Source organism: Kibdelosporangium aridum (assembly GCF_900176515.1).
Classification (GTDB): Bacteria; Actinomycetota; Actinomycetes; order Mycobacteriales; family Pseudonocardiaceae; genus Kibdelosporangium; species Kibdelosporangium aridum.
Genome location: NZ_FWXV01000003.1, coordinates 303,819 through 325,606 on the forward strand (window position 1 = coordinate 303,819; position 21,788 = coordinate 325,606).

Sequence of the window (21,788 nt, forward strand, 5' to 3'; positions counted from 1 at the left end):
CGTCAGGCAGGCCGTACCACCCGTACCAGGGAAAAATCCCCTCCCTCTGGGTGGCCTCCCTGCAATCCGTTTCAAGAACCCGAAACAAACCTTCACGGAGACCCAGCCGCCACGTCACAGCCCTGACCTGGCCAACACGCCCGACCTCCACACCCCCAGGAAAAGAACATCCCCCACCACTCCCGGGGGGCGACCCCGACGCCATTCTACCGGAGATAAGGCCTGGTCAAAGGGGTTACCGGCCGGTTGTGGACAACTGGATTCGCCGATGATCCCTTCCGTGCGAGAAGCCTGTCCTGGCACGTACATCGAAGGTCCGCGTCTCCGTGCGGGCATGCTCCCCGCGTGGTTCCGGAGTGGACACTTGCCAGGATCAGTGCAGCGCGGTCCACGGCCGGAATTCACCCACCTGGTGAACCGCGTGCTGGCGGCCGTCCAGCGCTCTGCGGACCCCGGCCATCACCCCTTCCGCCGTTTCGCGGTGGGTGAGCCAGCGGGTTCGGCCGGCGTTGCGCCGGAACCCCAGGACCACCTGCTGGGTCGGGTGGCTGGCGAGCACCGGTTCCGGGCAGCCTTGCAGTGGGTTGGCCGAAGCGCTTCCGTGCACTTCGACCACTGGGCAGTCCTCTTGCAGCAACGGGCTCACCGCCCGCAGGACCGGCACCCGGAAGCTTCCGTGGATCCAGGCGACCAACAGGTTCGCCGGTCCGCCCAGTGCGATGTGTGCCCGCTCAGCCAGCTCGTCCGGCTGCGCCCAGTCAGCTTGAATCCAGACCGCGCCGTGGGTGTCCAACGGCCGCCGCCGGCTCGGAGAGACCACATACCAGCCATCGCTGGTCAATGCCTCCACGCAACCAGCGAGCATCCCGGTCCCACCCAGGACCAGCGCGCGACGTTGCGACGGCATCGTCTCAATCTACCCAGCAGCGCTGAAATGGCAACCTCAGCCGAAACGTTCTTGGTGCACAACGGCTTCCAGCGGCAGACGACTGCGCCACCCGTGTCGTTCCAGGTCAGGGACGTCATGCAAGCGCGACACCGGACCGACACACAGCCACGCCACCGGGCGGATCGACGAAGGGATGTCGAGCAGTTCGCGTAAGAAGTCCTCGCGGTAGAAACTCACCCAGCCGACGCCAAGGCCTTCGACGGTCGCCGCGAGCCACAGATTCTGGATCGCCAGGCACACCGAATACAGGCCCGCGTCGGCGATCGCGTGCCTGCCCAGCACCGCAGGCGCGCCCTTGGACGGGTTGTACGTCACCACGATCGACAGGGTCGATTCGAGGATGCCCTCGATTTTGATCTTGCTGAACGTCTCCGCTCGTTCTCCGCTCAGCTGATCGGCGAAGGTCGCCCGCTCCGTGGCGACGTGGTGCTGAAAAGCCTTGCGGGTCACCGGATCGCGGACGATCACGAAGTCCCACGGCTGGCTCAGGCCGACGCTGGGCGCCGCGTGCGCGGCGCCCAGAACCCGCCGGAGGACTTCGTCGTCCACCGGCTCCCCGGTGAACTCCGCCCGTACGTCCCGCCGTTGGTTGATCACCTCATAGAAATCCACGCCCGGACACTAACGGCCCAGCTTGCGGTATCGCCGGACCGACAACGGCACGAAGATGGCGATCAACACCACAGGCCAGAGGACCGCCAGCAGGATCGAGTTCTGCGACGCCCAGCTGTCGCCGCCGAAACCCGGGTTGCCGAACAGCTCACGCGCCGCGCCGACGGTGGCCGACAGCGGGTTCCACTCCGCGATCGTGCCCAGCCAGCCCGGCATCATCTCCGGCGCGACGAACGTGTTCGCGATCATCGTGACCGGGAACAGCAGGCCCCAGATCCCCGACGCGCTCTCCAAGCTCGGCAACAGCAATCCAAGGAAGATCCCCAGCCAGATCACCGCGAACCGGAGCAGCATCAGCAGCCCGAGTGCGCCGAGCATCGCGCCGAAACTGCCGTGCCACGTCCAGCCGACGGCCAGCCCGCACAGCACGAGGACCACGAGATCCAACAGCGAATTCAGCATGTCGGCGGCACTACGGCCGAGCACGACGCCTGAGCGCGCCATCGGCATCGACCGGAACCGGTTGGTGATCCCCCGTTCAGTGTCGGCGAGCATGCCCGTCATGGTGATGCCGATGCCGAACATCATCGATTGCGCGAACATCCCCGGCATGAGGAACTCGCGGTAGTCACCGCCACCCGGCACCGACATCGCGCTGCCGAACACGTACCCGAACAGCAGCACCGAGACGATCGGGAACGTCAGCCCGCTGATCAACAGCCCCGGCTGACGGACCCGCTGCATCAGGACGCGTTTCGTGACCACCCAGGCGTCCGATGTGCCCCAACGCATGCGCTCCCACGGCGACCGGGGGATGACCGGAGTCAGGATCATGCCGCCACCTCCGCCTTGTGCCCGGTGAGCCGCAGGAAGACCTCGTCGAGCGTTGGCCTGCGGATCGAGATGTCCTCGACGTCGATGTCGGCCGAAGCCAGCACACTGACCACTTCGGTCAACACCTGGACCCGGTTGGTGACCGGCGCGGAGATCCGGCGGTTGTCCTCGTCGAGTTCAGCGTCCTGTCCGGCGACCCGCTCGACGATCTCGGCCGCTTTGACCATGTCCGTGGTGTTGTGCAGCACGACGTCGATCTGGTCGCCGCCGATCTCGGATTTCAGCTGTGTGGGCGTGCCTTCGGCGATCACCTTGCCGCTGTCGATCACTGCGATCTGGTCCGCGAGCTGATCGGCTTCGTCGAGGTACTGCGTGGTCAGCAGCAGCGTCGTACCGCCGTCGACGAGTGTCCTCAGTGCACGCCAGACTTCGTTGCGGTTACGGGGATCCAGTCCGGTTGTCGGTTCGTCGAGGAACAGCACCGGTGGCGCCATGATCAGGCTCGCGGCCAGATCCAGCCGACGGCGCATACCGCCGGAGTAATGCCTCGGCGCCTTGCCCGCCGCGTCGGTGAGGTTGAACTGCTCCAGCAGTTCGTCGGCGCGACGGCGGGCGACCTTCGCGCTGAGGTGGTACAGGCGGCCGAACATCACCAGGTTGTCGCGACCGGTGAGGATCTCGTCGACCGCGGCCTCCTGGCCGTTGAGACCGATCCGGTAGCGCACCTCGGCGGCCTGCTTGACCACGTCGAACCCGGCGACTTCGGCGCGCCCGGCGTCGAAGCTGAGCAATGTCGCCAGCACGCGGACCGCTGTGGTCTTGCCCGCGCCGTTGGGGCCGAGCAGCCCGCACACCGTGCCCTCGGGAATGGCCAGGTCAAACCCATCGAGCGCCTTCGTGTCCTTGTATTTCTTGCGTAGCCCGTCGGCCAGAACCGCGTGACTCATTCGCTTACCCCCTAACTGGGTACACTGTACCCTAAACGTCGTACACTGTACCCAGTTCTATGATTTACGCAAGATGAGCACCGAATACAGCAGTGGCAGCGGCGACGTGTCGGTCACCCTCAGGCTGCTCTGGGGACTGGACGAACGGCCGAGCCGCGGCCCGAAGCCGTCATTGACCGTCGACAAGATCGCGGCCGCCGGCATCGAACTGGCCGACGAGGAAGGCCTGACCGCGCTGTCGATGCGGCGCGTCGCGGCCAAGCTCGGCGTCGGCACGATGTCGCTGTACCGGTATGTGCCGAGCAAGGCCGAACTGATGGACGTGATGCTCGACCGGGTCATCGCGTCGGAGACGATGCTCAGCCACATGTCCGGCGTGGAAGGCAAAGGCTGGCGGGAGAGGATGTACGCGCTCGCGTACGCCTCTCGCGAGCTCTACCTGCGCCACCCCTGGCTGCTGCACGTGTCGATGGCACGAAGGCTGATCGGCCCGAGCGCACTGGCCAGCTTCGAGTACTTCCTCGACGTCATGGCCGACACCGGTCTGACCGAGGCGGAAAAACTCAACACAATCGGCCTGGTCGACGGCTACGTCACCAGTGCGACGCGCGCGGTGATGGAAGCCGCCCAAGCCGCCGAGCGCACCGGTGTCAGCGACGAGGACTACTGGGAGGCACACAAGCCGTTCCTGGAGAAGATCCTGTCGGAAGGCCACTACCCGAACATGCTGAAGATGCGCGAAGGCGTTTTCGAAGAAGCCATCGCCACATCCTTCGAGTACGGCCTGCAGCGCGTCCTCGACGGACTCGAAGTCCTCATCAATTCGAGGAAAACCAACTGACAACCTGTCCATATTGGACTGCGGTCCAGTTGGCTGCCGCGGTTTCGGATGCCACGGCGCCGGAAATCCCTCTGACAAGGTCGGAGGAGGATCACGATGCTGCTGGCGCTGACGGTCGTCTTCGGCGTGTTCGCGGTCGGCAGTGGCGTCGCGCTGTTGTTCCGCCGGTCCGACCAACCCCCGACCCGTCGCGACCGGATCATCTCGGTCATCAACCTGATCTCGACAATCGCGATGGTCACGTTGCTCGCGATCCACGCGCTCTCGGACTAATACGGGAGAATGATGATGCGGGACGTCAGCAGGCGCACCGGTTTGATCGGCTCCGGAATCTGTTTCCTGCTCATATTGACCGGATTCCTCATCAATGTCGCCGACGGGTTCAGGTCGACATGGTCGCTGATCGTCGGGATCTTCAGTCTTGTCGCCGCAGCGTCATTCGTGATCACCTTCTTGGTCGTCAAGCCGCCGAAGAAGTAAGCCTCCCACGGGCCAGCCGATGAAGCCGTCACCAGCCCGTAGGAAGCCTCGCTGCCTAGCCCGCGAACCATCGAGACCGAGCGCCGGAAGGGAAATCTCGCGCGCCGGGTACCTGCCCGGTGAAAGAAACCTCGCCTAGCTGGGGCCCTGAGGATCGCGCCCTTCGCGGGTTCAGCCTGCGAAGGAAGCCCCGGCCACCGCGAAACTGGTCCCGGCCCGGACCAAATCGCGCCTCCCCAAGCCCCAACGCACCACGCCAAAGAAATCCGGCCACACCCCGAGCCTGCCCAGGCCGTCACACATCAGACCCCGCAGGAAATCTCACCCAACCGCGAACCAACATCCGAAGGAATCTCGCCCCACCACGAACCTGCCCCGAGGCTGCCACGCCCAAGGGCCCAGAGGAAAACCAACCCCGCCGCGAACCGGCCCAAAGAAGCCTCGCCCAACGCGAACCAGCCCAAAAAGAAGCCTCGCCCGCTGCGGACCGGCCGCGGCGGGCGAGAAGCGAAGAGACCAAAGAAGCCGCTAGTGCGCGGCGTCGTTCCAGGAGCGGCCGAAGCCGACCGAGACGTCCAGGGGGACGTCCAGGTGGTAGGCGCTGCCCATGCCTTCGCGTACGAGGGCTTCGACGGTCTCGCGTTCCTCTGAAACGACTTCGAGCACGAGTTCGTCGTGCACCTGCAGCAGCATCCGGGACTTCAGGCCAGCTTCCTTGAGCTTGGTGTGGACGTTGAGCATGGCGACCTTGATGATGTCGGCGGCGCTGCCCTGGATCGGTGCGTTGAGGGCCATCCGCTCGGCCATCTCGCGGCGCTGCCGGTTGTCGGAGTTGAGGTCCGGCAGGTAGCGGCGGCGGCCGAAGATCGTTTCGGTGTAGCCCTCGCGCCTGGCTTTGTCCACAACGGACGTCAGGTAGTCGCGGATCCCGCCGAACCGCTCGAAGTACTCCTCCATCAGGCCACGGGCTTCTTCGGTGGAGATCCGGAGTTGTTGCGAGAGGCCAAAGGCGGACAGGCCGTACGCCAGGCCGTAGTTCATCGCCTTGACCTTGGCCCGCTGGGAGCCGCTGACCTCGGTCGGCTCGACGGAGAACACGCGGGCGGCGGTCGCGGCGTGGAAGTCGAAGCCCGAATTGAACGCCTCGACCAGGCCCTCGTCGTGCGAGAGGTGCGCCATGATGCGCATCTCGATCTGCGAGTAGTCCGCCGTCATCAGTTCGGAGTACCCCGCGCCCACGACGAACGCGTCCCGGATCCGGCGGCCTTCCTCCGTCCTGATCGGGATGTTCTGCAGGTTGGGCTCTTGGGACGACAACCGGCCGGTGGCCGCGATGGTCTGGTTGTACGTGGTGTGGATCCGGCCGTCGTCGGCGACCGACTTGATCAGGCCGTCCACAGTGGTCTTCAGGCGGGTGGCGTCCCGGTGTTCCAGCAGGTGCTGCAGGAACGGGTGCGCGGTCGTCTCGAACAGGGTGGTCAGCGCGTCCGCGTCGGTCGTGTAGCCGGTCTTGGTCTTCTTGGTCTTCGGCATCTGCAGCTCGTCGAACAGGACGACCTGCAGCTGCTTCGGCGAGCCGAGGTTGATCTCCTTGCCGATCACGCCGTACGCGTCCTGGGCGGCCTGCTTGACCCGTGCGGCGAAGTGCGCCTCCAGGGAGGCGAGGTGCTCCATGTCGATGCAGATGCCGATGCCTTCGATCTCGGCGAGGACCTGCAGCAGCGGCAGTTCCATCTCGGCAAGGAGCTTCGCGCCGCCGGTCGACTCGACCTCGGCTGCCAGTGCCTCGGCCAGTTCGGCGACGGCCCGTGCCCGGACGACCTCGGTGGCCGCGAGCTTCTCGCTCTCGTCGGTCTCGTCGAACATGGACAGCTGCTGCTCGCCCTCGACCTCCTCGACGCGCAGCTCACGCTTGAGGTGCCGGAGTACCAGGTCGTCGAGGGAGAATGAGCGCTGGCCGGGTCGTACCAGGTAGGCCGCGAGCTCGGTGTCCATCACCAGGCCGCCGAGTGTCCAGCCGCGTTGGGTGAGGCCGTGCAGGGCCAGTTTGACGGCGTGGGCCACCTTGGGCACGGCGGGATCGGCGAGCCATGCGGTCAGCGCGCGCTCATCCTCTTCACGCAACGCCGTCACGTCGATGAAGGTTCCGTCGCCGTCGACTCCGGCGACTGTGATGGACAAGAGGTCGACGGCTCCGGGGCCGCCTGTGTGCCGGAACGCCAGGCCAGTGCGCTTGCCGGCGGGTGCGTGCTCGGCCAGCCAGGCGCCGAGGCCACCCTCGTCTATGTTCGATGCCTTGACTTCGAAGCCTGATTCTGCTTCCGGCTCCGCCGCCTGCAGGCTCTGGAACAGCCGGTCGCGCAGGACACGGAACTCCAGCTCGTCGAACAGCCGGTGCACCGCGTCGCGGTCCCATGCTTGCGCGGCGAGGTCGGTCGGCTTGGCGGGCAGGTCGAGATCCCGCACCAACTGGGTGAGCTCACGGTTGAGCACCACCGAGGACACGTTGGCCCGCAGGTTGTCGCCGACCTTGCCCTTGACCTTGTCCACCTGGTCGATCAGGTTGTCCAGCGAGCCGAACTCCTGGATCCACTTGGTGATCGTCTTCTCCCCCACGCCGGGGATCTTCGGCAGGTTGTCCGAGGGGTCGCCGCGCAGCGCCGCGAAGTCCGGGTACTGCGCCGGCGTCAGGCCGTACTTCGCCTCGACGCTCTCCGGGGTGAACCGGGTCATCTCAGACACGCCGCGCGACGGGTACAGCAACGTGGTGTGCTCGGTGACCAGCTGGATCGCGTCGCGGTCACCGCTACAGATGATCACGTCGAAATCGCCCTCGGCCTCCGCCTGGGTGGCCAGCGTGGCGATGATGTCGTCGGCCTCGTAGTTCTCCTTGGTCAGCATCGGGATCTTCAACGCGTCCAGCACGTCCTCGATCAGGCTGACCTGGCCTTTGAACTCGTCCGGCGTGGCGCTCCGGTTGGCCTTGTACTCGGTGTACTTCTCACTGCGGAACGTCTTGCGCGACAGGTCGAACGCCACCGCGACGTGCGTGGGTTTCTCGTCCCGCAGCAGGTTGATCAGCATCGACGTGAAGCCGAAAACGGCATTCGTGTGCTGCCCTGTGCCGGTCTGGAAGTTCTCCTTCGGCAGGGCGTAGAAGGCTCGGTAGGCCATCGAGTGGCCATCTATCAGGAGGAGTCGATGCTGCTGGTCTGCCACGCGAGCGAGTCTAGGCCGACCCACCGACAGTTTTGAGTCGGCCTTGCATACCCTCTACTAGTTGCGTACAGAAACATTTGTGTGGAGGTTCCAGTCATGGGGGAGTTCGGCGACGAGCAGCTCAACGAGAAGATGGGCATCGAGATCATCGACTGGAACCCCGACCGCGTCGTCGCGACAATGCCCGTCAAGGGCAACCTGCAGCCATACGGTCTGCTGCACGGCGGCGCGAACGCGGTGCTGGCCGAAGCGGCCGGCTCGACCTGCGCGGCGTTGAAGTCCGGCGGCAAGGTGACGGTCGGCCTCGAACTGTCGTGCACCCATCACAGGGGCGTGCGGGAAGGCATGGTCACGGCCGTGGCCACCCCGTTGCACGTCGGCCGCAGCACGGTCACCGTGGAGATCGTGATCACCGACGAAGCCGACCGCCGCACCTGCACCGCCCGGCTGACCTGCATGGTCCTGCAGAACGCCCCGGGCGCCTGAGTGGATCTCGACCTCGCCCAGGTCAGGGCCTTCGTCGTCACGGCTGACCAGCAGCATTTCAGCCGGGCGGCCGACGCGCTGTTCCTGACCCAGCAGGCGTTGTCGAAACGGATCAAGCGGCTGGAGGAATCGCTCGGCACGCAGCTGTTCTCGCGCACGAACCGCGCGGTCGAACTGACCGAAGACGGTCACAGGTTCCTGCCGCACGCGCGGGAGCTGATCAGGGTCGCGGACGCGGCCGTGGCTGTGTTCCAAGAGCAGCCGTTGAAGCTGGATCTGATCGATTTCCGGCTCGCGCCCGCGTTCATCCTGCGCAAACTCGCCGAACAGGACCCTCAGCTGGTCGTCGAACGCAGCGCCCGGCAAGGCCTGGACAACGCGATCGAGCCGCTGCTCAACGGCGAACTGGACGTCGCGTTCGGCTTCGTGCACGGCATCGGCAGGCCGCTGCCCGACGAACTCGATCACCGTGTGATCCGGCTGGAACCGATCCTCGCGTTGCTCCCGCCCGAGCATCCGCTCGCCGACCAGTCTGAAATCCGCATCGAGGACCTCGCGCAGGAGGGCCTCTGGCTGCCGTCGCGAAAAAGCTCGACGGAGTGGCACAACTTCAAGCAGCAACTCGCCCAGGGCCTCGGGCTGCGGGTGGACAACACCGGGATCAGCTACGACCTCAGGCATACGTTGGAGCAAGCCCGTTACGGCAAGCCGCGAGTCACGCTGGTGGGCGCCGACATGGACCTACCGAGGGACTTGAACCTGATCGTCCTGCCGTTCAAGCCTTTGCCGTTGTTCCCGTGGTCGATCGTGTGGCACAAGCAGAACAAACGGCCAGCCCTCCGCGACCTGCTTGCCTTGGCGGGCAAGACAAGTCGCGCGGAGGGCTGGTGCGACTACGATCCCGCGGCGTGCTGGATTCCTCAGGGAATCGGGACGTAGCGGGTGTTCTGGAAGGACTCCTGAGTCCACTTGCCGTCCCGCTTGACCAGGACATTGGTGTTGCGGGAAATGGAATCCGGGCGGCATTCGGTGCTCGGCGGCACCAGTTGACAACCCGTCCGGACCACCACAGCCAAGTCACGTCCCACGAAACGGACGTGCTCGCCGAGCTTCTTCAATCGCGTCTTGTTGATGAAATTGTCGAAATAGAACTGCATCCGCTCGGCGATCCCGTCGCGGGTACGCAGGTGATCGGCGTTGAACGTCACGACATCGGCGTCCTTGCTGAAGGTCGACGCGAACTTCGCGCCATCCTCCTCGTACCACGAGTCTTCCTGACGCTGCCGGATCTGTTCGATGGAACCGGTGTAGGCCTTGGGTTCCGCGACCGGCACGACGCCCGGCGGGAGCGGGTCGACCCTGGTGTTCTGGAACGACTCCTGCAACCACTTGCCGTCCCGTTTGGACAGAACGTTCGTGTTGCGGGACAACGATCCGTCACGACAGTCGGTCGTCTCGACAATGCACGTTGTGCGCACGATGACGACCAGATCCCGGCGGGCGTACCTGAGGTGCTCGTCCACCAGTTTCAGCTGCGAGGCGGGAATGTGGTTGTCGAAGTAGTACTGCATTCCCTCGGCGATTCCCTTCCTGGTCGAAAGGTGCTCGCCGTTGAACGTGACCATGTCCGCGTCCTTGTGGAAAGTGGCCGCGAACTTGGCCCCGTTCTCCTCGTACCACGCGTCGTACTGCTGTTTGAGAATCCGCGCGAATTCGGCTTTGTCGTCCCCAGAAGCGTTGGCCGAACTACCAATCCCCAGTGCGATGACCATTGTGCCGACCAGTGCGGCGATCTTTCTCCCCGTCATGCTGCCACGCTAGGCAGCAGGTCACCGGAATACGTCCCCCCGGAGTTGCGACCGCGGATCAACCCTGGATGTACTGCTTGAACCAGCGCGTGAACTCGGCGTCGACGCGCTTGGCGGCGTCGGCCACAACCTCGTGCTGCATCCCCGGGATCGTGACGAGCTCCGAGCCGGCGATCTCCTTGTGCCCCAACGCAGCGGGCTCACGAAACGCGATGTCGTCGTCCGAGCCGACCACGATCAGCAGCGGCACGTCGATCTCGCCGGCACGCCGCACGAAATCGTAGTATTCGGCGACTTCGCGCGACTGCGCGGACCAGTTGTACGTCATCTCGAAGCGCCGTTCGTTGGCCGCGACCACCGGCGTCAGCTGCGTCACCGGGCTGACCACCGCACCGGCCGCGATCGGAACCTCGCCCCTGGCAATGACTTCGTACGCCACCATCGACCCGGCCGAGCCACCCGCGACATACACCGGGCCATCCGAAATGGACAGTTGCTGACGCAGTTCCGCCACCGCGGCCGGGAATTCGTCGGCTGCCTGCTTGGCCACCGGACCGAACACGTTGAGCACCGCGTCCTGCGCCGAGAGCGCGAAGAACTCCTCGTCGCCGCCCGGCAGAGCCCGCCGCCCGGACATCGGCAGACCGAAGTACACGCGCCACGCGGGCAGATCGTTCATCGGCAGCGCCTCGGCCATCGCGACCTCGGTGTTGGGCGCGTCCATCAGGTGCCACGTCACCACGAGCGGAGCGGGTCCATCGACGCCTGCCGGCTTGAGAGCCACAAATGGAACACCCGCTGCGATACCGGTGATAGTTCCCAGAGAATCAGACACTGTGTTCTCCCTGTCTTCGGCTGATGTCTTAAGCAAACAGCCTGGTCAGGGGGTACGTCCAACAGCCAGAAAGGCGTTGAGCACAACCGGCGGTTGTGATCGCGCACAACCGCCGGTTGTGATCGGTTATCCCTCGCCGAGGTAGGCGGCACGCACCCGCTGGTCGGCCAGCAGGTCCATACCGGGTCCCTCCAACGTGGTGGAACCGAGGTCGATCACGTAACCGCGGTCCGACAACGCCAAGGCCGCCAGGGCGTTCTGCTCGACCAGCAGGATGGTCGTTCCCGCTGCCTGCAGTTCCTTGATGGTGTCGAAGATCCGCTGGGTCATGATCGGCGACAGACCCATCGACGGCTCGTCCAGCATCAGCAGCTTCGGCTTGGACATCATCGCCCGGCCGATCGCCAGCATCTGCTGCTCACCACCGGAGAACAGGCCTGCCTTGTTGTGCCGCCGCTCGCCGAGCACCGGGAACAGCTCGTACACGCGCCGCATGTCCGCCTGGATACCGGCCTCGTCGTTGCGGACGTAGGCACCGAGCTGCAGGTTCTCCTCGACCGACATCCGGCCGAACAGCCTGCGGCCCTCCGGGCTGTGCGCGATCCCGCTGGCCAGGATCTCGTGCGCGGCTTTGCGGTGGATCGGCTCGCCGCGGAACAGGATCTCGCCACGGGTCGGGCGCAGCAGACCGGAAATGGTCCGCAGCGTGGTGGTCTTGCCGGCGCCGTTGGCCCCGATGAGGCTGACGACCTGGCCTTCGTCCACAGAGAACGACACGTCACGGACGGCTTCGATGGCGCCGTAGGCGACGCTGAGGTTGCGAACCTCCAGCAACGGACTCACTGGTTCACTCCCTTGTCGTGCCCGCCGAGCAGCTCGGCCGCGTGTTGCACCTCGGCCTGCACTTCCTCCGGCGGCTTACCGAGGTAGGCCTCGATCACGTGCGGGTCGGCCCGCACGACCTCGGGTGGCCCCTCGACCAGCAGCTTGCCCTGCACCAGCACGGACACGTGGTCGCACAGGCCGAAGATGAACTTCGTGTCGTGCTCGATCACCACGACCGAGATGCCCAGGTCGCGGATCTTGAAGATCAGCTGCCTGGTCGCCTCGGTCTCCTGCGGGTTCATTCCCGCCGTCGGCTCGTCGAGCAGGAGCACCTGCGGGTCGGTCGCCAGCGCACGGGCGATCTCCAGCCGCCGCTGGTCACCGTAGGGCAGGTTGCGGGCGAGCTCATCGCCTGTGCGTCCGATGCCTGCGAAGTCCAGCAGCTCCTGGGCCCGCTTGCGGGCATCGGCCTCGCCCTTGCGGAACCTCGGGCCACGGAAGATCGTGGCGATCGGGCCCTGCTTCATCCGCGCGTGCCTGCCGACCATGACGTTCTCGAGCGCGGTCATGTTCGGGAACAGCCGGATGTTCTGGAACGTCCGGGCGATGCCCGCGATCGTCACCTGCGCGGGGTCGCTCGGCAACTGCTTGCCGTCCAGCAGCACCTGGCCCTTTGACGGGGTGTACAGGCCGGTCAGGCAGTTGAAGAACGTGGTCTTGCCCGCGCCGTTCGGGCCGATCAGCCCGACGATCTGGCCGCGGTCGAGGGTCAGCGACACCGCCGACAGCGCGGTCAGGCCGCCGAAGATCATCGTGACGTCCTGTGCCCTGAGAATGGGAGCGGTCATCGCGCCGGTACCTCCTGCGGCTTGGGCGTTTCCGGTTCCTCACCCGGTGGTGCCCCTTCATCGAGGGCATGGCCCTCGGCGTCCTCACCGGCCAGCTCCGCCCGGCGGTGCCGGTCGGGGATCAGGCCCTGCGGCCGGAACCGCATGATCAGGATCAGCGCCAGACCGAACAGCAGCAGGCGGTAGTCCGAGAACGCCCGCAGTTTCTCAGGCAGCACGAACAGCAGTGACGCACCGAGCACGGCACCCGGGATCGAGCCCATGCCACCGAGGATGACCGCCGCGAGCAGCGTCACCGACTCCATGAACAGGAAGCTCTCGTAGCCGACCGTGCTGGTCTTGTGCGCGAACACCGCACCGGCGATACCGGCCAGCACCGCGCCGCAGAGGAACGCGAGGATCTTGGCCTTGCCGGTCTTGATGCCCATCGCACGGGCCGCGTCCTCGTCCTCCCTGATGGCGATCCACGCCCGGCCCATCCGGCTGTTCTTCAGGTTGGCGAACACGGCCATGACCGCGCCGATCAGCAGGATGATCAGGAAGTAGTACAGCACGCCGGACGGCAGCTGCACGCCGAACAGGGAGATCGACTCGTTGTACGCGGTGCCGTCGAACCACTGCAGCGGCGGGATGTTCGGGATCGCGTTCGATCCACCGGTCAGCCCGCCGATGTTGTTGCGCGCGGCGATCTGGAAGATCTCACCGAACGCCAGCGTCACGATCGCCAGGTAGTCACCGCGCACCCGCAGCGTCGGCGAACCGACGACGGCGCCGAAGATGCCCGCGATCGCCGCGGAGATGATCACCACGAGGTAGAACGGCAGGTGGATGCCCAGCGAGGACGCCGCCGCGCCGGACAGGTTCGCCGCGACGAACGCGCCGATGCCCAGGAACGCCACGTACCCGAGGTCCAGCAGGCCAGCGAGGCCGACCACGATGTTCAGGCCGATCGCGGTCGCGGCGTACACACCGATGTTGGCCGCGACCGTCATCCAGTACTCCGTACCGGCGTCGGTGAACGGCAACAGGAACGCGCACAGCAGCAACACGATGATGCTGAACGCGCGGTGCTGCTCGGACAGCCTGGAAATCCACTTCAGAATGCCGAGCCCCGCGGCGGCGGCGATCAACGCACCACCGAACCCGAGGAACGACAAGAAGATCGGGCCCGAGTACGGGTTGGCCGCGCCACCCTGACCACCGGCGGTCAGCGTGAGCGACACGAGGTAGAGCAGGACGCCGAACGAGACCAGCAGACCGAGGTAGGCCACCGGAAGCGGCAGCTTCGTGTTCCACTGCGGGACTTCCTCAAGCGGCTGGCCGATCGTGCTCAGCACCAGCAGGGCACCGGCGACGAGCGTGGCGACGCTACCGAACGCCGAACTGCCGTCCGCGGCCGTGACAGCGCCGAGGCCGCCGCCTTCGGCCGAGATGAAGATGAAGTGCACAAGGCCGATCACGAAGATGCCGACACCGAGTCCACGAAGGATACGACGCTGCCCTGGCACCTTGATCACCGCGCACAGCACCGCGACGATGCCGACGAGCAGCAGCTCCCACCGGAAGCCGGTCAGCTCGAAGGGAGCGTCGAAGAACTGCAGCGTCGCCTTGTCCGGCCACGGTCCCTTGTTGAGCACGAACGTGGCCCAGGGAAGCAGCGCACCGGCAATCGCGAGCACAGCGCCGACGATGCCCAGCACACGGGCGATCGGCGGGCTCAAAAAGGACTTCGTGTCGCTCATGCGCGCACCCTTTCGGTCTCACCGAACAGACCCTGAGGCCGGAAGACCAGCACTGCGATCAGCACGACGAAAATCCAGACGTAGTCATACTGTGTGCCGCCCGGCAGGTACTGGCCGGCAAGGGTCTTCACCAGACCGATGATGAACCCGCCGATGACCGCGCCCCGGATACTGCCGATACCGCCGAGCACGGCGGCGGTGAAGGCGAAGATGCCGTTCTGGAAACCGATGTCGATGCTGATGTTGGTGAAGTGCACGCCATAAAGGACACCGGCGATACCAGCCAGCACCGCACCGATCCCGAAGGTCAGGACGATCGTGCGGTCTGGGTTGATCCCCATCAACCGTGCGATGTCCGGATCCTGCGCGGTCGCGCGCATGGCCCGGCCCATCCGCGACTTGTTGATGTAGATCTGCAGCAGCGTGGTGAGCAGAACCGTCACCACGACGAGCAGAAGACCGGTCTTCGGGATCACGATCGCGCCGATGTCGATGCTGCCCTCGAGGAAGACCCTCGGGAACGGCAGCGGCGCCGTGGCACCCGGGTACCAGAGCCGGACGGCCTCTTTCAGGGCCACCGACACACCGAGTGCGGTGATCAGCGGTGCGAGTCTCGGCGCGTTGCGCAGCGGTTTGTACGCCAGCCGTTCGATGATCAGGGCGAGCACCATGGAGACCACCGCCCCGGCGATCACCATCAGCGGCAACGTGATGTACCACGTGCCCTTGACGCCCTCGGGAATCGCCCAGGTGAACGTCGCGAGGGCGCCGAACGCACCCACCATGAAGATCTCACCGTGGGCGAAGTTGATCAGCTGCACGATGCCGTACACCATGGTGTACCCGAGCGCGATCAGGCCGACGGTCCCACCGAGGATCACACCGTAGATCAGCTGCTGTAGCAGCGTTGTCACAATCTACCTCCAACAAGGCGGGGGCAGGTCTTGTGCTTGACCTGCCCCCGCCAGACCACCCCGCCGATCGGGCGGAGCTTGCTAGTCCGCTATGCGATTGTCAGCTCAGTTGGTGAGCGATCCGGTCTCCACTGGCTGGAACTTGCCACCGCTGACCTGGTAGACCGTCAGCAGCTTGTTGGTGCTGTCACCGTACTGGTCGAAGGCGATGTCGCCGTTGGCACCCTTGAACTTGGCGCTACCGACGTTCTTGATCAGCGCGTCGCGCTGCGACTCGCTCCAGTCGCCTGCGGAGAGCGTGCGGGCCAGACCGTCGATCAGAGCGTTGGTGGCGTCGTACGACATGGCGCCGTAGGCGCTGTAGCCCTGGTCCTTCGGGTACTTGGCGTTGTAGGCGTCGATGAACGCCTTGGCCTCGGCCAGCTTGTCAGCCGGGGCACCCACGGAGGTGGCGAGGTCGCCCTCGGCCGCGGCACCGGCCAGCTTGCCGAAGGTGTCGTCCACGATGCCGTCGCCGCCCATCAGCGGAATCCGCAGACCGGCTTCCTTGAGCTGCTTGGAGAACGGGCCAGCGGCGCCGTACTCACCGCCGTAGTAGACGGCGTCCGGGTTAAGCGGCTTGATCTTGCCGATCACGCCGGAGAAGTCGGTGTCCTTCTCGCCGACCTTCTCGCGGGTGACGATCTCGGCGCCCAGCGCCTTGGCCTTCTCGGTGAACTCGTTGGCCAGGCCCTCACCGTAGGTCTTGCCGTCGGCGACCACGGCGATCTTCTTCTTGCCGGCCTTGCTCACCAGGTAGTTGGCCGCGAACGGGCCCTGCGCGTCGTCGGTGGTGCAGACGCGGAAGTAGTTCTGGAACTGGCGCGACGGGGTGGTCTTGTAGTTCTCACCGCGGGTCAGCGACGGGTTCGTGTTCGCCGGGGAGACCATCACGATCTTCTTGTTGGCGAGGATCGGCTGGACGGTCTGGGCAACCGAGGAGTTCAGGGTGCCGATGACGCCGACCACGTTCGGGTCCGACGACAGCTTGGTCGCGGCCTGCGCGCCCTTTGCCGGGTTCTTCTCGTCGTCCTGCGGGTCGAGAACCAGTTTGTAGCCCTTGACGGTGCACTTTTCGTTAGCCTGGTTAACGGCGAGGTCAGCGGAGTTCTTGATACCAACACCCAGCGCGGTCAATTCGCCACTGAGCGGTACGACAACACCGATGGTCAGAGTACCTTTGCTGGTGTCGCACTGATTTCCGCCGGCAGCATTACCACCCGGGGTTTCCTGTTTATTGGTGCTGCACGACGCAATCAACAGTGCGCCAGCCGCGAGTACAGCAGCTGTAGCTACCTTCTTACGCACGAGACAATCCTCCTCGGTGACGGGTTACGCAAATCCGCAACCCGCATTTCGCCCCCGCCTGCGAGGAGCGCTGGGCGGAACTTAGGCGATGGACCAGCCGACAGTCAGCAATCCCTGCGAGAGCGTAACCAGAACGCAACGTTGGCGTACGTTGAGCGGACACTTCCAGTTCCTGCTAACCGCTGACGTGGCCGTAGCATAGACTGTCCTAGGTGAGTCGACGCGCCCGCATAAGCGCTTGGCTGCTGGGTGCCGGCCTTGTCCTAGGCGCAATCATCCTGTTACGCAACGAGACCGAAACCCCTGCGCAGGATGGCTTTCCCAGTTTTGCTGCCGACGCAGTGGTTCCACCGCGCCCGGCGCAGTCCGTACCGCCGCCTGGCCCAGTCCGGATGTCGCCCGGACCTGGTCGTCTTCGACTCGCCTGGGCCGACGGGTTGCCTGGCGGACAGCCGATTGACGGCGTGACCGGTTACGAAATCCGGTGGGACAACCAGGTTCGGGTGGTCAGCGAACCCGCCGCCCAACTGGACGGGCTGGCCGTGCGGAACCACGACATCGAGGTGCGGTCGGTCGACGCCTTCGGCAGGCGTTCCGACCCCGTCCGGGTGACTGGAATGCCTTCCAGGGAAGCGAAACTTGCCCTTGACTACGTCGACGAGTTCGACACGACGGACTCGGTGCACACCGAGGTTCCGGGGTCGCAATGGCACGTGTCGGGTTACAAGGGCTGTATCGACCTCGGCGGTGAAAAAGGCCCGAAAGAAAGCCAGCTGATCGTGCAACTGGGCTGCGGCGCGGACGATGTGGTGCTGCGGTCACGGCCGGCGTTTCAGTTGGTCGGCGGCGTGGGCCGGGTGACCGCGGTGACCGACGCGGCCGGGCCGTACGGCGGGCTGAATTTCGACTTCGCACCAGGGAAACCTGATCGAGTGGGGGCCAGGAACAACCCCTCGCCCGCGCTGCCGCCCGGCGCCATCCGGGTATCCATTTCGGACAGTGGCGTCCGCGTCGTCACCGGGCCGGACACGGCACGTGGCACGTTCACGCCAGCCGCGGTGCGACCGGCGACGCGGGGAAGCGGTGTGCTGCACAAGTTCGACGTGGTGTTCTCGCCGGCGGGGATCCAGGTGTTCCAAGACGATTCGCTGGTGACCACAAGCGAGGCCGTGCCGCAGTGGACGACCTCGACAGTGCTTGTTGGGATGATCGGACCACCGGGTCGCCGTACCCGCGTGCACCTGGACGCGGTCGGAATGTCGTCGGTGGTTCCAGCACAGGAGAAGGTCGTCGAATTCGGCGCTGTGCTGGGTACACAGCGAGTTTTGCGGCCGCAGGAGAACGCGCCGGGCCTGGGCGTCAGCCGCCAGCCGTTGATCGGCGCGACAACCGCACGGCTGCGTACAACGGTGACATTGGGCGCCGGAGCGGATCCCAACACGATGTCTTTGCAGATCGGTGATCGAACCGTGCCAATGGTTGCCGCGACACCCGGGGCGCCGATGCAGCCGGGCTCGGACGTGACATTGGAAGCCACGGTGCCGCCCGAACTGTTCACCGGCGACGCGCCTTCGTTGAGCCCGTTGGTGATCAGAGGGCAGGGAACGGGCGCGGTACTCGAGTCCTATTTGGAGATAACCGGGACGGCACCGGCGAGGAGACTGCCCGATCCGCGGCTGACGCCGCGGTTCGCGGCACTGCCGACCGTGGAGGTGACGCTACGGGACGCGAACGGAATCGATCTCGGAAAAAGGGCATCGGCGAACACGCCATTTCAGTTGGAAATCACCCTGGACCCAAAACTGGCGCAACGCGAGGCGGATGACGTGATGCCGGTGCGAGGATTCGAGGTCTACCTGAACGAAAGGCGAATAGCCGCGGTCCCGACGGATATTCAAGGGGCGACGGTCGGCGGAACCTATCGGCTGATGGTGGCGGCGACGGAGGAATTGCCGGGTGATCAGACCATCGAGGTCCGATTGCACCCGGCGGATCAGACGAAGCAGCCGCAGTCGACCCGGTTTGGGATACAGCTGCTCAACTGAGGTTTTCCACCACGGCCTCGGCCACGGCCTTCATGGTGGTGCGCCGGTCCATGGCGGTGCGCTGGATCCACCGGAACGCCTCGGGCTCGGTGAGGCTCTGCTTGCTCATCAGCAGGCCCTTGGCCCGCTCGACGACCTTGCGCGTCTCCAGCCGGTCGGTGAGACCGGCGACCTCGTTCTCGAGGGCCTGCATCTCGGAGAACCGGCTGACGGCAAGCTCGATCGCGGGCACGAGGTCATGCTTGGCGAACGGCTTGACAAGGTAAGCCATCGCGCCGGCATCCCGCGCGCGCTCGATGAGCTCCCGTTGGGAGAAAGCGGTGAGGATGACGACGGGGGCGACGCGGTCGCCGACGATGGTCGAGGCCGCCTCGATGCCGTCCATTTTGGGCATCTTGACGTCAAGGATGACCAAGTCGGGCTTGAGCTCGGTGGCCAGCCGGACAGCCTCTTCGCCGTCCGCGGCCTGGCCCGCGACCTCGTAGCCCTCTTCGTTCAGCATCTCGACGAGATCAAGCCGGATGAGCGCCTCATCCTCAGCGACGAGCACGCGTCGCTGCACACGGGCCTCGGTAGCCACTTCGGTCACCGGGGTCCTCCTGTCGCTGTAGGGGTACGAAAGCCGAAACAGCAGCGTACCGGGGCCAGCGCGACCGCGCCGTAACCAGGAGAGTTATCCGACACACACCCTGGCTCAACGTATGCGCGGCCGATCGCGTAAAGTTGCCCCACGTAAGCCCCTGTAGCCCAATCGGCAGAGGCAGCGGACTCAAAATCCGTCCAGTGTGCGTTCGAGTCGCACCAGGGGCACGTACACCCTCTACGCCTGCCATCGAGCAGGCGTTTTCTCATGAGTGATCATTGTCTCGCCGAGCGCTTCCGTCGCATGGGAGCGTGACCAGCGGACTCCTGTCCGATGAGCCGGGCAGCGCAGGCTCAGTCGCGGCACGCAGGGTCTCTGCGAACGAATCATCAATACACGTTGGACGCGGCAGCTGATCTTGCCGGGGATCACTCGAACAGCCGATTAAGCCGACCGAGTGCACGCATTCAACAACAAGATCAAAATTACAATTGTCATACGCCGAACTTCGGTTGTATGGAAAACATCGAACCACACTAATGACGCTGCTACAGTGCTGAGTCCGGTCGGGTTTGTGTCTTGTGGACAAGTTAAGAGGGGGAAATGATCAAGAGGAACAGAGACGCGATCTTGTCAGACTCTCCGCGGCGTCGGGCGCGTTTCAGCTTGTCTCGGTCACAATGGATGTGGGCGACCATGGGGGTGGTCACGGCGATCGCGATCGCGGCGTTGGCGTTCGCCAATCTGCGGGAGGTGTACAACTCTCAGAAGGATTTCGTCGTCGGGCTTCTTGCTTCGCTGGCCGCCGTGTGTTTCACCAAGGCGTTCAGCCGGACCAGGGAGACCCATGCCGTTGAGCTGATTCGGGAGGATCGTCCTGGGCCGGGGCTGGTCGCTGACGCACTGGACGGGTTGGTGCGCAAGCGACTTGATCGCAAGGGAGTGTTCGAGGCGACCGCCCTTCTGCACCGCAACCTTGAGGCGGCGCAGGATCGGCTGTCTGAGTACTACTACGCCCAGGCTCAGCATCTTGAGTTCTACAAACATGCTCCGATACTTCGCGTTGTCATCGCTGATCTGGACAAGGTTCTTGGCAACATCGTGCGGTTGCAGTTTGGCATTGGGCAGTTGACCGGTGATCGCCATGGGTATTCCATCGCGGCGAAAGAACGGCATATGTTGATCAGCATTCTTCGCGATCTTCGTGAGTCGGTGAACCGGAAAGACGCCACCTATGAAGCGCTGCGGACCAGCGGTGAGCACATTGTCTCGCCTGAGGCATGGGATGTGTTCGCCGTTCTCAGCGGAGATATGTTGAAAGCGGAACTTGCCCTTGACAGTTTGTTATGCGAGCACATCAGGTTCCCACCTGAGGAAAGCCTGCGTTCCGTTGTGGGCTACCTCGATGCGGCGCTCAAACGGGCGAAGGAATTCCGGGATGCGATCGGCGAACCGAACTGCCCGATGGTTTTCCACATCATGATGGCCGACCTGTCGAGCGCGATCGACGCCCTCCGGCAAATCGATTTGCCCGACGCGTTCACCGGCTCCCAGACGCCAGCTCGGTGAAGGCGATCGCGTTCTCCTCCAGGCTGCCGAACCACAGCCTGCCGTGATGCTCACGGATGCCGACCAGCATGTGGAAGCTGGGGATCTCGCTGCGGAGTTCACGTTCCACCTGGCCATCGGTCGTGATGCCCAAGGCGCCGACTTCGCGGCCGGGGGACGGTCGCAGGTTCGCCGGCAGGCGGCGGATCGCCGCGCGGATGGGCGTGGGCAGACGGCGGACGACTTCCAGGGCTGGGACGCGGAGGCTGGCCAGCGTCACCCAGATCAGGCCGTCGGTGCCGGTGGCGATGTTGTCGGGGAAACCTGGCAAGTTGTCGACGAGAGTGTCGCGGCGGCCGTCGGGCCAGATGCGGGTGACGCGGTAGGCGCCGGTTTCCGCGACGGCGACGAAGGACTCGTCTGGGGGTAGGGCGACGCCATTGGCGAAGTGGAAGCCGTCGGCGACCAGGTCAATCGATCCATCCGGGGTGCGACGCAGCAGACGGCCGCTGTTGGTTTGTTCGATGAGGTCGTCGCGCCAGTTGTCGATGCCGAATCGGCGCGAGGAGTCGGTGAAGTACACCGTGCCGTCGGCGGCGACGGCGGCGTTGTTGCAGAACACGAAGTCCAGGCCGACGGCTGACGTTGCCAAGGTGGTTACGGGGCCGCCTGCCAGCGGCATCGTCAGCAGGCCCGCTCGGGCATCGCATATGAGCAGCTCATTGTCGCCGTAAAGCTCCAGGCCCAGTGGGCGGCCGCCGGTGTCTCCGAGGACGTCTATGCGGCTGCCGTCTGGGGCGACTCGCAGGATCCGGCCGTCGTCGACGCCGGTGTACACCTGGCCGTCGGCGTCGACAACTACGTCCTCTGGGCCGTGGCCGTTCACTGGCACGACCGTCACCTTGCCGAACTGCATGACACCTCC

The 21,788-nt window shown here is 65.1% G+C and carries 21 protein-coding genes and 1 tRNA gene; 8 read left to right on the forward strand and 14 right to left on the reverse strand.

The annotated features are described in order from the left end of the window. Nucleotides 1–373 precede the first annotated feature (373 nt). From B9C43_RS20400 to B9C43_RS20410, 4 genes are read right to left on the reverse strand one after another with little or no spacing between them, the layout of a single operon-like run. Nucleotides 374–907, reverse strand: a complete 534-nt coding sequence (locus B9C43_RS20400; RefSeq protein WP_084428511.1) for a Rossmann-fold NAD(P)-binding domain-containing protein — start codon at nucleotides 905–907, stop codon at nucleotides 374–376. 36 nt (nucleotides 908–943) lie between these two features. Beyond that, entirely contained in the window at nucleotides 944–1,561 is a 618-nt protein-coding gene (gene bluB, locus B9C43_RS55690; RefSeq protein WP_033383142.1) for a 5,6-dimethylbenzimidazole synthase, read from the reverse strand. A 9-nt stretch (nucleotides 1,562–1,570) separates the two neighbouring features. Then, the gene (locus B9C43_RS55695; protein WP_033383143.1) at nucleotides 1,571–2,395 is read right to left on the reverse strand and encodes an ABC transporter permease; all 825 of its coding nucleotides are present in this window, start codon (nucleotides 2,393–2,395) and stop codon (nucleotides 1,571–1,573) included. After that, nucleotides 2,392–3,342 (reverse strand): ATP-binding cassette domain-containing protein, encoded by a 951-nt coding sequence (locus B9C43_RS20410; RefSeq protein ID WP_084428512.1) that lies wholly within the window; start codon nucleotides 3,340–3,342, stop codon nucleotides 2,392–2,394. Before B9C43_RS20410 ends, B9C43_RS55695 begins: the two co-directional genes overlap by 4 nt. 73 nt (nucleotides 3,343–3,415) lie before the next feature. On the opposite strand from B9C43_RS20410, the gene B9C43_RS20415 reads away from it, so the two are divergent. From B9C43_RS20415 to B9C43_RS20420, 3 genes are all read left to right on the forward strand, one after another. After that, nucleotides 3,416–4,183 (forward strand): TetR/AcrR family transcriptional regulator, encoded by a 768-nt coding sequence (locus tag B9C43_RS20415; protein WP_084428513.1) that lies wholly within the window; start codon nucleotides 3,416–3,418, stop codon nucleotides 4,181–4,183. Nucleotides 4,184–4,279: 96 nt separating this feature from the next. Then, entirely contained in the window at nucleotides 4,280–4,456 is a 177-nt protein-coding gene (locus B9C43_RS56760; RefSeq protein ID WP_160096602.1) for a hypothetical protein, read from the forward strand. Between the two features lie 9 nt (nucleotides 4,457–4,465). Continuing rightward, a complete protein-coding gene (locus B9C43_RS20420) occupies nucleotides 4,466–4,663 on the forward strand; it encodes a hypothetical protein (RefSeq protein WP_143446473.1) in 198 nt (65 codons plus the stop codon). 528 nt (nucleotides 4,664–5,191) lie between these two features. Here the strand turns inward: B9C43_RS20420 and polA are convergent. Then, nucleotides 5,192–7,906: a DNA polymerase I gene (polA, locus tag B9C43_RS20425; RefSeq protein WP_268811572.1), complete on the reverse strand. Its 2,715-nt coding sequence runs from the start codon at nucleotides 7,904–7,906 to the stop codon at nucleotides 5,192–5,194. 72 nt (nucleotides 7,907–7,978) lie between these two features. Between polA and B9C43_RS20430 the strand changes: the two genes are divergently transcribed. Continuing rightward, on the forward strand, nucleotides 7,979–8,368 hold the full coding sequence (locus B9C43_RS20430; RefSeq protein WP_051895410.1) for a PaaI family thioesterase: 390 nt from the start codon (nucleotides 7,979–7,981) through the stop codon (nucleotides 8,366–8,368). Next, a complete protein-coding gene (locus tag B9C43_RS20435) occupies nucleotides 8,369–9,307 on the forward strand; it encodes a LysR family transcriptional regulator (protein ID WP_084428516.1) in 939 nt (312 codons plus the stop codon). On the opposite strand, the gene B9C43_RS20440 is transcribed toward B9C43_RS20435, so the two are convergent. The 7 genes from B9C43_RS20440 to B9C43_RS20470 all read right to left on the reverse strand — a co-directional run bounded on the left by B9C43_RS20440 (nucleotide 9,289) and on the right by B9C43_RS20470 (nucleotide 16,687). After that, a complete protein-coding gene (locus B9C43_RS20440; RefSeq protein WP_084428517.1) occupies nucleotides 9,289–10,176 on the reverse strand; it encodes an SgcJ/EcaC family oxidoreductase in 888 nt (295 codons plus the stop codon). The genes B9C43_RS20435 and B9C43_RS20440 overlap by 19 nt on opposite strands. 58 nt (nucleotides 10,177–10,234) lie before the next feature. Further along, nucleotides 10,235–11,011, reverse strand: coding sequence for a prolyl oligopeptidase family serine peptidase (locus B9C43_RS20445; RefSeq protein WP_084428518.1), 777 nt, complete (start codon nucleotides 11,009–11,011; stop codon nucleotides 10,235–10,237). Nucleotides 11,012–11,137: 126 nt separating this feature from the next. Next, a complete protein-coding gene (locus tag B9C43_RS20450; protein ID WP_033383152.1) occupies nucleotides 11,138–11,854 on the reverse strand; it encodes an ABC transporter ATP-binding protein in 717 nt (238 codons plus the stop codon). Continuing rightward, nucleotides 11,851–12,684 carry an ABC transporter ATP-binding protein gene (locus B9C43_RS20455; RefSeq protein ID WP_084428519.1) on the reverse strand — a complete coding sequence of 278 codons (834 nt, stop codon included), beginning with the start codon at nucleotides 12,682–12,684 and terminating at the stop codon, nucleotides 11,851–11,853. Before B9C43_RS20455 ends, B9C43_RS20450 begins: the two co-directional genes overlap by 4 nt. Further along, a complete protein-coding gene (locus tag B9C43_RS20460) occupies nucleotides 12,681–14,426 on the reverse strand; it encodes a branched-chain amino acid ABC transporter permease (RefSeq protein ID WP_051895411.1) in 1,746 nt (581 codons plus the stop codon). The genes B9C43_RS20455 and B9C43_RS20460 overlap by 4 nt, the downstream gene beginning before the upstream one ends. Next, on the reverse strand, nucleotides 14,423–15,340 hold the full coding sequence (locus B9C43_RS20465; RefSeq protein WP_033383153.1) for a branched-chain amino acid ABC transporter permease: 918 nt from the start codon (nucleotides 15,338–15,340) through the stop codon (nucleotides 14,423–14,425). The genes B9C43_RS20460 and B9C43_RS20465 overlap by 4 nt, the downstream gene beginning before the upstream one ends. 105 nt (nucleotides 15,341–15,445) lie before the next feature. Then, complete coding sequence (locus B9C43_RS20470) at nucleotides 15,446–16,687, reverse strand: branched-chain amino acid ABC transporter substrate-binding protein (RefSeq protein WP_033383155.1); 1,242 nt, start codon at nucleotides 16,685–16,687, stop codon at nucleotides 15,446–15,448. Nucleotides 16,688–17,151: 464 nt separating this feature from the next. Here B9C43_RS20470 and B9C43_RS20475 point away from each other — a divergent pair, with 464 nt between their 5' ends. Then, nucleotides 17,152–18,732, forward strand: a complete 1,581-nt coding sequence (locus tag B9C43_RS20475; protein ID WP_084428520.1) for a hypothetical protein — start codon at nucleotides 17,152–17,154, stop codon at nucleotides 18,730–18,732. Here B9C43_RS20475 and B9C43_RS20480 read toward each other — a convergent pair. Next, nucleotides 18,725–19,321 (reverse strand): ANTAR domain-containing response regulator, encoded by a 597-nt coding sequence (locus B9C43_RS20480; RefSeq protein WP_033383159.1) that lies wholly within the window; start codon nucleotides 19,319–19,321, stop codon nucleotides 18,725–18,727. The two genes, B9C43_RS20475 and B9C43_RS20480, sit on opposite strands and share 8 nt — an antisense overlap. A gap of 147 nt (nucleotides 19,322–19,468) precedes the next feature. Here B9C43_RS20480 and B9C43_RS20485 point away from each other — a divergent pair. Both B9C43_RS20485 and B9C43_RS20490 read left to right on the forward strand, forming a co-directional pair. Beyond that, nucleotides 19,469–19,542, forward strand: a tRNA-Leu gene (locus B9C43_RS20485). 469 nt (nucleotides 19,543–20,011) lie between these two features. Then, entirely contained in the window at nucleotides 20,012–20,884 is an 873-nt protein-coding gene (locus B9C43_RS20490) for a hypothetical protein (RefSeq protein ID WP_084428521.1), read from the forward strand. On the opposite strand, the gene B9C43_RS20495 is transcribed toward B9C43_RS20490, so the two are convergent. Beyond that, complete coding sequence (locus B9C43_RS20495) at nucleotides 20,856–21,779, reverse strand: SMP-30/gluconolactonase/LRE family protein (RefSeq protein WP_084429103.1); 924 nt, start codon at nucleotides 21,777–21,779, stop codon at nucleotides 20,856–20,858. The two genes, B9C43_RS20490 and B9C43_RS20495, sit on opposite strands and share 29 nt — an antisense overlap. Nucleotides 21,780–21,788: the final 9 nt, after the last annotated feature.

Excerpts from the sequence above, each read along its gene's own strand:
- B9C43_RS20415 (WP_084428513.1), top strand. The coding sequence starts at position 3,416 with ATGAGCACCGAATACAGCAGTGGCAGCGGCGACGTGTCGGTCACCCTC.
- B9C43_RS20460 (WP_051895411.1), bottom strand. The coding sequence starts at position 14,426 with ATGAGCGACACGAAGTCCTTTTTGAGCCCGCCGATCGCCCGTGTGCTG.
- B9C43_RS20400 (WP_084428511.1), bottom strand. The coding sequence starts at position 907 with ATGCCGTCGCAACGTCGCGCGCTGGTCCTGGGTGGGACCGGGATGCTC.
- B9C43_RS20430 (WP_051895410.1), top strand. The coding sequence starts at position 7,979 with ATGGGGGAGTTCGGCGACGAGCAGCTCAACGAGAAGATGGGCATCGAG.
- B9C43_RS20420 (WP_143446473.1), top strand. The coding sequence starts at position 4,466 with ATGATGATGCGGGACGTCAGCAGGCGCACCGGTTTGATCGGCTCCGGA.
- B9C43_RS56760 (WP_160096602.1), top strand. The coding sequence starts at position 4,280 with ATGCTGCTGGCGCTGACGGTCGTCTTCGGCGTGTTCGCGGTCGGCAGT.
- B9C43_RS20410 (WP_084428512.1), bottom strand. The coding sequence starts at position 3,342 with ATGAGTCACGCGGTTCTGGCCGACGGGCTACGCAAGAAATACAAGGAC.
- B9C43_RS20490 (WP_084428521.1), top strand. The coding sequence starts at position 20,012 with ATGGGGGTGGTCACGGCGATCGCGATCGCGGCGTTGGCGTTCGCCAAT.
- B9C43_RS20440 (WP_084428517.1), bottom strand. The coding sequence starts at position 10,176 with ATGACGGGGAGAAAGATCGCCGCACTGGTCGGCACAATGGTCATCGCA.
- B9C43_RS20455 (WP_084428519.1), bottom strand. The coding sequence starts at position 12,684 with ATGACCGCTCCCATTCTCAGGGCACAGGACGTCACGATGATCTTCGGC.
- B9C43_RS55695 (WP_033383143.1), bottom strand. The coding sequence starts at position 2,395 with ATGATCCTGACTCCGGTCATCCCCCGGTCGCCGTGGGAGCGCATGCGT.
- B9C43_RS20495 (WP_084429103.1), bottom strand. The coding sequence starts at position 21,779 with ATGCAGTTCGGCAAGGTGACGGTCGTGCCAGTGAACGGCCACGGCCCA.